The 9,229-nt window shown below is 72.7% G+C and carries 9 protein-coding genes; 3 read left to right on the top strand and 6 right to left on the bottom strand.

Annotation, left to right across the window (positions count from 1 at the left end; translation table 11 throughout):
* Positions 1 to 135 precede the first annotated feature (135 nt).
* Genes ABZ464_RS34540 through ABZ464_RS34520 form a run of 5 tightly spaced genes read right to left on the bottom strand, consistent with a single transcriptional unit; the run spans position 136 to position 5,728 of the window.
* The gene (locus ABZ464_RS34540) at positions 136 to 1,446 is read right to left on the bottom strand and encodes a DUF58 domain-containing protein (RefSeq protein ID WP_359283708.1); all 1,311 of its coding nucleotides are present in this window, start codon (positions 1,444 to 1,446) and stop codon (positions 136 to 138) included.
* Entirely contained in the window at positions 1,446 to 2,435 is a 990-nt protein-coding gene (locus tag ABZ464_RS34535; RefSeq protein ID WP_359283728.1) for a MoxR family ATPase, read from the bottom strand. The genes ABZ464_RS34540 and ABZ464_RS34535 overlap by 1 nt, the downstream gene beginning before the upstream one ends.
* Positions 2,435 to 3,631 (bottom strand): DUF4350 domain-containing protein, encoded by a 1,197-nt coding sequence (locus tag ABZ464_RS34530; RefSeq protein WP_359283707.1) that lies wholly within the window; start codon positions 3,629 to 3,631, stop codon positions 2,435 to 2,437. The genes ABZ464_RS34535 and ABZ464_RS34530 overlap by 1 nt, the downstream gene beginning before the upstream one ends.
* Positions 3,628 to 4,362 (bottom strand): DUF4129 domain-containing protein, encoded by a 735-nt coding sequence (locus ABZ464_RS34525; RefSeq protein ID WP_359283706.1) that lies wholly within the window; start codon positions 4,360 to 4,362, stop codon positions 3,628 to 3,630. The genes ABZ464_RS34530 and ABZ464_RS34525 overlap by 4 nt, the downstream gene beginning before the upstream one ends.
* Positions 4,363 to 4,366: 4 nt before the next feature.
* Positions 4,367 to 5,728 (bottom strand): glycerophosphoryl diester phosphodiesterase membrane domain-containing protein, encoded by a 1,362-nt coding sequence (locus ABZ464_RS34520; RefSeq protein ID WP_359283704.1) that lies wholly within the window; start codon positions 5,726 to 5,728, stop codon positions 4,367 to 4,369.
* 140 nt (positions 5,729 to 5,868) lie between these two features.
* Between ABZ464_RS34520 and mtnA the strand changes: the two genes are divergently transcribed.
* Positions 5,869 to 7,011, top strand: a complete 1,143-nt coding sequence (gene mtnA, locus ABZ464_RS34515; RefSeq protein WP_359283701.1) for an S-methyl-5-thioribose-1-phosphate isomerase — start codon at positions 5,869 to 5,871, stop codon at positions 7,009 to 7,011.
* A 115-nt stretch (positions 7,012 to 7,126) separates the two neighbouring features.
* On the opposite strand, the gene ABZ464_RS34510 is transcribed toward mtnA, so the two are convergent.
* Positions 7,127 to 8,047: a LysR family transcriptional regulator gene (locus ABZ464_RS34510; protein ID WP_359283699.1), complete on the bottom strand. Its 921-nt coding sequence runs from the start codon at positions 8,045 to 8,047 to the stop codon at positions 7,127 to 7,129.
* A gap of 72 nt (positions 8,048 to 8,119) precedes the next feature.
* Here ABZ464_RS34510 and ABZ464_RS34505 point away from each other — a divergent pair, with 72 nt between their 5' ends.
* The gene (locus ABZ464_RS34505) at positions 8,120 to 8,389 is read left to right on the top strand and encodes a hypothetical protein (protein ID WP_359283697.1); all 270 of its coding nucleotides are present in this window, start codon (positions 8,120 to 8,122) and stop codon (positions 8,387 to 8,389) included.
* A 150-nt stretch (positions 8,390 to 8,539) separates the two neighbouring features.
* Complete coding sequence (mtrA, locus tag ABZ464_RS34500; RefSeq protein WP_187283109.1) at positions 8,540 to 9,229, top strand: two-component system response regulator MtrA; 690 nt, start codon at positions 8,540 to 8,542, stop codon at positions 9,227 to 9,229.

The following is a 9,229-nucleotide window of genomic DNA, read 5'->3' as shown; positions in this document are numbered from 1 at the left end:
TGCAGGGGGGACCCTGTGGGAGAGTAGGACACCGCCGAACAATCATTCCGGGAAACCCCCGCACCGTATGGTGCGGGGGTTTTCTGCGTTTAAGGCATGGTGGTTTCTGCGGGCTCCCTGAAAGAGCCCGCTTTCTCATAGGCGTCCCGTTGCCTTCAGCGCCAGGTAGGCGTCTGCGAGGGCCGGGGCGAGTTCGTTCGGGGTGGCGTCCACGACGGTGACTCCGTGCCGGCGGAGTTGTTCGGCTGTCCGATGCCGTTCCGCTTGGGCCTGGGCGGCGGATGCGGCGTCGTAGACCGCGTCGGTGTTGCCGCGGGACGTGGCCATACGTGCGATGTGGGGGTCGGCGACCGAGGCGACGAGGAGGGTGTGGCGCTGGGTGAGTTGAGGGAGGACGGGGAGGAGGCCTTCCTCGACCGGGGCCGTGTCGAGTGTGGTCAGCAGGACGATGAGGGACCGGCGAGGCGCCGTACGGAGTGCTGTGGTGGTGAGGGTCCGGGCGTCCGTCTCGACCAGTTCGGGTTCGAGGGTGGCCATGGCGTCGACGAGACAGGGCAGGACGTCGCGGGCGGAGCGGCCTTGGACGAGGGCGCGTACCCGTCGGTCGTAGGCGAGGAGGTCGACGCGGTCGCCGGCGCGGGAGGCCAGGGCGGCGAGGAGGAGGGCGGCGTCCATGGAGGCGTCGAGGCGGGGGGCGTCGCCGACGCGGGCCGCGGAGGTGCGGCCGGTGTCCAGGACCAGCAGGATGTGGCGGTCACGTTCCGGGCGCCAGGTGCGGACGGCGACCGTGGAGTGGCGGGCTGTGGCGCGCCAGTCGATGGAGCGGGTGTCGTCGCCGGGGACGTAGGCGCGCAGGCTGTCGAATTCGGTGCCTTCGCCGCGGGTGAGGGCACTGGTGCGGCCGTCGAGTTCGCGGAGACGGGCGAGTTTCGAGGGGAGGTGCTTGCGGCTGGTGAACGGGGGCAGGACGCGTACCGTCCAGGGGACCTTGTGGGTGCCTTGGCGGGCGAGGAGGCCGAGGGGGCCGTAGGAACGGATGGTGACGCGGTCGGCCTGGCGGTCGCCGCGGCGGGTGGGGCGCAGGCGGGTGGTGATGCGGCGGCGCTCGCCGGCGGGGACGGCCAGGCGGTGGCGGGAGGCCTCGGTTTCCGTGCCGGGCTGCCAGCTGCTGGGCGGCCAGGCGTCGCGGAGGTGGGCGCGCAGGGGGCGGCGGGAGGGGTTGGTGAGGGTGAGGGTGACGTCTGCGGGCTCACCGAGGCGTGCGGTGGTGTCACCGGAACGGGTGAGGCGCAGGGGGCGTACGGGGGCTGCCAGGGCGTAGTCGCAGGCGCAGGCCAGGGCCAGGGGGGCGTTGACGGCGAGGAGGCCCGTCCAGCTGGGTTCCCAGATGCCTACGGGGAGGGAGCCGAGGGCCGCGAGGAGTGCGGTGCGTCCGGTGAGTGCCATCAGCGGGGGACGGGGACGTGGGCGAGGAGCGCTGTGATGACGGAGTCGGCCGTCACGCCTTCCATTTCGGCCTCCGGGCGGAGTTGGACGCGGTGGCGGAGGGTGGGGAGGGCGAGGGCTTTGACGTCGTCGGGGATGACGTAGTCGCGGCCGGTGAGCCAGGCCCAGGCGCGGGAGGTGGCGAGGAGGGCGGTGGCGCCGCGGGGGGAGACCCCGAGGGTGAGGGAGGGGGATTCGCGGGTGGCGCGGCAGATGTCGACGACGTACGCGGTGATCTCGGGGGAGACGGTGGTCTTGGCGACGGCCGCGCGGGCGGCTTCCAGGTCGGCGGGGCCTGCGACGGGGCGCACGCCGGCGGCGTGGAGGTCGCGCGGGTTGAAGCCTTCGGCGTGGCGGGTGAGGACGTCGATCTCTTCCTGGCGGGAGGGGAGAGGGATCGTCAGTTTGAGGAGGAAGCGGTCGAGTTGGGCTTCGGGGAGGGGGTAGGTGCCCTCGTACTCGACGGGGTTCTGGGTCGCGGCGACGAGGAACGGGTCGGGCAGGGGGCGGGAGGTGCCGTCGACGGTGACCTGCCGTTCCTCCATGGCTTCCAGGAGGGAGGACTGGGTTTTCGGCGGGGTGCGGTTGATCTCGTCGGCGAGGAGGAGGTGGGTGAAGACCGGGCCGGGCTGGAAGGAGAACTCGGCGGTGCGGGCGTCGTACACCAGGGAGCCGGTGATGTCGCTGGGCATGAGGTCGGGGGTGAACTGGACGCGTTTGGTGTCGAGTTCGAGTGCGGAGGCGAGGGCGCGGACGAGCAGGGTTTTGGCCACCCCGGGGACTCCTTCGAGGAGAACGTGTCCACGGCAGAGGAGAGCGACGACGAGGCCGGTCACGGCGGGGTCCTGGCCGACCACGGCCTTGGAGATCTCGGCGCGCAGGGCCTCCAGGGAGGCGCGGGCGCGGCCCGGGTCCCCGGTGTTCCCGGCGTTGTCAGTGGTCGGGTCCATCATGGACGGCGTACCTCTCTTTCGAGGGCGTCGAGTTGGTCGGCGAGTGCGATGAGGGCCGTGTCGTCGCTGGGCGGCGGGCCGAAGAGAAGGGAGTGCAGGGGCTGTCCGTCGGCGTGGAGGCGGGCGGACAGGGCGGGGAGGAGTGCTTCGGGTGTGTGTGCCCGGGTGACGGGGATGCCTACGAGAGGGGCGAGGCGGGTGCGGGTGGTGGAGCGAAGAGCGGTGGCCGCGCGGTCGCGGGCGCGGGCTTTGCGGTAGAGGCGGGCGCGGCCTTCGACGGTTTCGGAGGCGCGGATCGCCACGGGGAGTTTCTCGGGTACGAGCGGGCCGAGTCGGCGTGCCCGCCAGAGGGCGGCGAGGGCTGCCGCGACGAAGAGCTGCAGGGTGCCCCAGAGCCAGCCGGAGGGCAGCAGGTCGAAGAAGGTCTTCTCGTCGTCGGGTTCGGTGGCGGAGGCGTCGGAGAGCGAGGGGAGGTACCAGGTCAGATGGGGGCGGGAGCCGAGGAGTTGGAGGGCGAGCGAGGCGTTGCCCTGCTGGTCGAGTCGGGTGTTGTAGAGGATGTCGGGTGCCCCGAGGACGATGGTGTCGCCGGTTGCGGAGGTGTCGGGGATGCGCAGGAGGGTGGCCAGGCGCCGGCTGGGGTAGCACATGTCGGCGTCGAGGTGGCGGGTGCTGTAGCGGATGCCGCCGGTCTCGGCCGTGCCGGCGCGTCGGGCGGCGGGCAGGGCGCAGTCGGGGGTGAGGGTGGAGCCGCGGCTGGTGGCCGGGTCCGCGGTGACTCCGGGGGCGAGAGCGGAGACGGAGGGGCTGCCGGGGGCGATGAGGACGGTGCGGCCGCCGGAGCCCTCGGTCGCGGAGTGCAGCTCCTGTTGCTGGCGTTCCGTCAGAAGGTCGGGGGAGGCGACCAGGAGGGTGGTGTCGGGGCCGGCGGCGGTGCGGGCCTCGGCGGGGGTGGTGACGACGCGGGTGGAGACGCCTCGGTCGGCGAGGAGTTCGGCGACGGCGCGGCTGCCGTAGGGGGCGGCGGAGCGGGGGTCGAGTGCGCCGTGCCGGGCGTCGGAGCGCAGGGCGGCGAGGGCGACGGCGGCCGCCAGGAGGAGCGTGACGGCGAGGGCCACTCCTCGCGCGCGGGTCCACAGGTGGCGGGCGGTGGGCGAGGCCGCGGTGGAGGGGAGCGTGGCCTCGGTGGTCATTCGGCGGCTCCCCGGCGGGTGGTGGGGGCCGTGCTGGGGCTGCTGCTCGCGGTGAGCGGGGGTTTGGCGCGTTCCAGGTCGTGGTCGAGTTCGGTGATGCGGTGGTACGCCTGTTCGGTCGCCGGGCGGCCTCCGTATGTCACGTCGTCGAACGCGCGGGCGGCGGCGTGGAGTCGGTCGCCGTGGGCGGGGAGGGCGCGGCCGGCTTCCGCGGCGGCCTCGTCGGCGGTGCGGCCGGGGCGGGAGTCGAGGAGGGCGCGTTCCTCGAGGGAGCGGACGACGGCCCGCATGCGTTCCTGGAGGGCCTGGTTCCAGTGGCCCTGGGAGGCGTGCGCCTCGGCGGCGGCGCGGTGTTCGGCGGCGGTGCGGGGGCGGTCGTCGAACAGGGCTGTGGCGGAGGTGGGTTGGCGGCGGGGCGTGCCCAGGCGCCACCACAGGGCGCCCACCACGGCCACGACGGCCGTGAGGACGACGAGCACTCCGACTGTGCCTCCGGGGGTGGCGCCTGATGCCGTGGCGAGCAGGTCGCCGATCCAGTCCCAGAGGGTGTCCAGGGCGCGTTGGAGCAGGCTGGGGTCGTGGTCGTGGTACAGGCGCTTGGACAGTTCCCGCCGGGCCGCCTCGCGTGCCGGATCGCGGGGGACGGTCAGGGGAGGCTCGTCGTCCGAGCGGATGAGTGTGCCGAGTGGAAGTGGTGGTGTTGCGGTGAGGATTCGCCCCGTCAGGCTCACCGCATCAGCTCCCCGAGGTCGTGCCGGGTTCGGGGGTGCCGTAGCCCTGGACGCCGGCGGCGCGGGCGAGGTCGAGGTCGAGGGCCTCGCGGCGGATGCGCTGGTCGATGTAGAGGAGGACGACGACTCCGGCCGCGATCGGGAAGGTGATCATGGAGCCGATCACCGAGCCGACTCCGCTGACGATCAGGTAGGTCCAGCCGTAGTCGCCGGTGCCGTCGAGGAGGCCGCCGATGCCGCTGTCGCTCATCGCGGCGCCGGCGAAGGCGAAGGGGACGAGGACGATCGCCGCGACGATGTTGGCGATGATCAGGGCGAGCAGCTGGATGCCGAAGACCCGCCACCAGGAGCCGCGGACGAGTTTCGCGGAGCGGGCCATCGCCTTCGTGATGCCCTGCTTCTCCAGCATCAGCGCGGGCGAGGAGAGGGAGAGCCGGATCAGCAGCCACAGGGCGACGAAGACCGCGGCGAAGGTGCCGAAGAGCGAGAGCGCGGCCCCGCCTGCGCCGGCCCCGGCGGCGCTCACCAGGACGCCGGGCAGTGCGCCGACGAGGCCCACCGCGCCCGCGATGAGCAGCAGCAGGAAGATCAGGCCGAACAGCCGGGGGATCCGGGGACGGGCATCGCGCCAGGCGTCCCCGAGGGTGACCGGCTTGCCGAGGACCGCACGGCTGATGACGGCCGTGAGCAGGGCTGTCGCGATGATGGTGCCGACCAGGGAGATCAGCAGCAGGACACCGGAGTTGAGCAGGACGTCACCCATGGCGCGGGTCTGCTCGTCGAGGGTCGCGCTCGGGTCGCTGAGGGCGGAGGGGTCCGTGGTGTGGTCCAGGACCAGGCCCTGGAGCAGGACGACGATGATCTCGGTGACGACCGCGACGGTCAGCGAGATGCCCAGCACGGTGCGCCAGTAGGTGCGCATGGTGGCGACCGCGCCGTCGAGGATCTCGCCGACACCGAGCGGGCGCAGCGGGATCACACCGGGCTTCGCCGCGGGCGGGGGACCGCCCCAGCCGTTGCCCCAGCTCGGGTAGGGGATGTAGCCGGGGTGGCCGTTGGGGGCACCGCCGTACGGGCCGGCGGGCGGGCGGCCGCCCCAGCCGGGGCCGGGCGGTGGGGGCGGCGGCGGAGGCTGCACGGGGTTCTGCGGAGCGGTCTGGCCGGGGTGCTGGGGGCCTGCGGGCGCGGACCACTGCGCGGGGGGCGGCTGCTCCTTGGACCACTTCGTGTCGGGGTTCGGTGGATGCGCGGCCGGCTGGCCCGCGGGTGGCGCGTCGGCGGGCTGGTCTGCGGGGTCGGACGCGCCGGGCTCCCGCCCGTCGGACGGGGCGGATCCGGGCGAGGCCCAGCCCGGAGTGTCTTTCATCGTCGCTCCTTCACGATGCCCGTCCGCGGGCGCGGCGGCAGGTTGGCTGCCATCGTGCCATGGGGCGGTCATCGGGCGACCGGCCGCGGTAGGGGCTGCACACCTTCAATTGTCCGTCGGACTGGGGGCAGACTGACGGCATGGCTGATCAGTACGCGCAATCCGGTGAGGACAAGCGGCAGGCCGAGATACCGGCGATCCGTTGGGAGGAGCCACCCGAAGGCCCCGTGCTGGTGCTTCTGGACCAGACGAGGCTGCCGGCCGAGGAGGTCGAGCTGGTCTGTACGGACGCGTCGGCGCTGGTGGAGGCGATCCGTTCGCTGGCGGTGCGGGGTGCGCCGCTGCTCGGCATCGCCGGGGCGTACGGCGTCGCGCTCGCCGCCGCCCGCGGCTTCGACGTGGAGGAGGCGGCCACCGCGCTGGCCGGAGCACGGCCCACCGCGGTGAACCTGTCCCTCGGTGTGAACCGGGCCCGCGCCGCGTACCGGGCGGAGCTGGCGGGTGGCGGCGATCCCGCGCAGGGGGCGCAGGCCGCGCTGGCGGCGGCGCGGCGACTGCACCGGGAGGACGCCGAGGCCAGCACCCGGATGGCCGGGCACGGGCTGGCGCTCCTGGACGAGCTGCTGCCCGGCGGCGGGCATCGGATCCTCACGCACTGCAACACCGGCTCGCTGGTGTCGGGCGGGGAGGGGACGGCGTTCGCCGTGGCGCTGGCGGCGCATCGGGTGGGGCGGCTGCGGCGGCTGTGGGTGGACGAGACGCGTCCGCTGCTGCAGGGCGCCCGCCTGACCGCGTACGAGGCCGCGCGCAGCGGCATGGCGTACACCCTGCTGACGGACAACGCGGCGGGCTCGCTGTTCGCGGCGGGCGAGGTGGACGCGGTGCTGATCGGGGCGGACCGGATCGCGGCCGACGGCTCGGTGGCGAACAAGGTGGGGAGCTATCCGCTCGCGGTGCTCGCGCGGTACCACCATGTGCCGTTCATCGTGGTCGCCCCGGTGACGACCGTGGATCCGCACACGGCGAGCGGGGCGGCGATCGAGGTCGAGCAGCGCCCCGGGTTCGAGGTGACCGAGGTGACGGCGCCGCAGGTGCCGGTGACCGGAGCGGGAGGCGGGATTCCGGTGGCGCCGCTGGGGACCCAGGCGTACAACCCGGCGTTCGATGTGACGCCGCCGGAGCTGGTGACGGCGATCGTGACGGAGGAGGGCGCGGTGTCGCCGGTGACGGCCGAAGGGCTCGCCGAACTGTGCGCGAGGGCCCGTCCCGGGGCGGGTGCGTGATGCCCTGAGAGCACGGTCTGCCGGGCGACGGCAGACCGTGACGGTCCGTGGAGAACGGGAGGCCCCCGGCCTGATCAACGGCATGCTTGTCGAGAGTGTGTTCGGGCTGTGGGGGTCATGACGAGACAGCCCTCCCGGTGTCGAGCGCGGCGGCGCGCGCGATGACGGCGTCGAGAACGGTGAGCACTTCCTTGCGGGGCTCGGAGCGGGTGGTGCGGTGCCGGGCGATCAGCCGGCGGGTGCCCAGGCCAGGCACGGACACCACCTTCACCCCGTCGGGCAGCTGCACGTCCAGCACGCCCAGGGCGGGCAGGACCGCGACGCCGAGACCGCCCGACACCATCGAGAGCGCGACGTCGTAGAGGGCGTAGCTGTGGGCCGTGGGGGCTGCCGTCAGCCCGCGCCGGATCTTCTCGGTGGCGCTGTGGGCGGCTGATTCCGGGTCGACGCCCAGCCAGGTGAGGTGCTCCAGATCCGCCGTGCCGGCCGGTGCCGGTACCGCCGCAGGCATGATCACCAGCCACGGCTCCTCGAGCACCGGCACGTCACGGGTACCGCGCCCGGCCCGGCGCCCGACGGGGCTGTCGGCTTCCAGAACGATCAGGTCGACCGCTCCGGACCGCAGCTCCTGCTGTGCCGTCTCGCCCTCCGTCTCGCGGATGAGCAGTTCCAGGCCGGGGAACTGTTGGCGCAGCTGGTGCACCAGCGGTACCAGCAGGGTACGGATCACGGTCTGGAAGGCGCCGATGACGACCGTTCCGGTCACGTCCCCCTGCAGCGCCGCCAGTGCCTTGCGCGCGTCGGTCAGTTCGGACTCGATGCGTTCCGCGGCTTCGGCGAGCACCCGGCCCGCCTGCGTGAGGACGGCTCCGCGGGGCTGGCGGTCCAGGACGGCGACGCCGACCGCGTCCTCCAGCCGGGAGATCTGCTGGGAGACGGCCGACGGCGTCAGGTGCAGGGCGTCCGCCGCCGCCAACACGCCTCCGGCCCGGTGGACGGCCAGCAGCACAGCCAGCTTGCGTGGATCGATATCCATTCAGCTCAGCTTAACGGGGGGAGCAAATAACTTCGATTGCTCTGTATCCACGGGGGCCGACACCATGGCCGTATGCGGGAGATGATGACCACGGCCGCCACGGGGGCCGGGTGGATCGGCACCTTGTGCTGTGCCACGGCCTACTTCCTGGTCTCGCGTCGGCGGATCGAACCGGATGCGCTCATGACCCAGTCGCTCAACGTGCTCGGCGCGGCCATGCTGGCCCTCTCGGCGGCCGTCAGCGGCGCCTGGCCGTCGGTCACCAGCAGCCTGGTGTGGGTACTGATCGGCCTCCAGACGCTCATCGGCGTACGTCGGCGCCCGAGCACGACCGAGGGTTAGCCCGGCCTCGGCACCCCTCTGCGGCCCCTGCCGGACGACCTGACATCGTTGCTGACATCAACGGGGGCAGACAGTGACGGTCCCGTACGACTATCGTCACCGGGCGGTGAGGCTTCTCACCTGCGTCACCTTCACCGTTATGAGAATGGGATGATGTCGTTTATGAAGGGACGAGTCCTTGTCGTCGACGACGACACCGCACTGGCCGAGATGCTCGGCATCGTGCTGCGTGGTGAAGGTTTTGAGCCGTCTTTCGTAGCCGACGGTGACAAGGCGCTGGCCGCGTTCCGGGAGGCGAAGCCCGATCTGGTGCTGCTGGACCTGATGCTGCCCGGACGGGACGGCATCGAGGTGTGCCGCCTGATCCGGGCGGAGTCCGGCGTGCCGATCGTGATGCTCACGGCGAAGAGCGACACCGTCGACGTGGTCGTCGGGCTGGAGTCCGGCGCCGACGACTACATCGTGAAGCCGTTCAAGCCGAAGGAGCTCGTCGCCCGTATCCGGGCGCGGCTGCGCAGGTCGGAGGAGCCGGCGCCGGAGCAGTTGGCGATCGGCGACCTCGTGATCGACGTCGCCGGGCACTCCGTGAAGCGCGACGGACAGTCCATCGCGCTGACGCCGCTGGAGTTCGACCTGCTGGTCGCGCTGGCGCGCAAGCCGTGGCAGGTGTTCACCCGCGAAGTGCTCCTCGAACAGGTGTGGGGCTACCGGCACGCCGCCGACACCCGCCTGGTCAACGTGCACGTGCAGCGGCTGCGCTCCAAGGTCGAGAAGGACCCGGAGCGGCCGGAGATCGTGGTGACCGTCCGAGGCGTCGGTTACAAGGCGGGGCCGAGCTGA

The sequence above is a fragment of the Streptomyces sp. NPDC005820 genome (assembly GCF_040630255.1).
Classification (GTDB): domain Bacteria; phylum Actinomycetota; class Actinomycetes; order Streptomycetales; family Streptomycetaceae; genus Streptomyces.
Note: the sequence above shows the minus strand (reverse complement) of the source record. Positions and strands in the feature narration are given on the sequence as shown.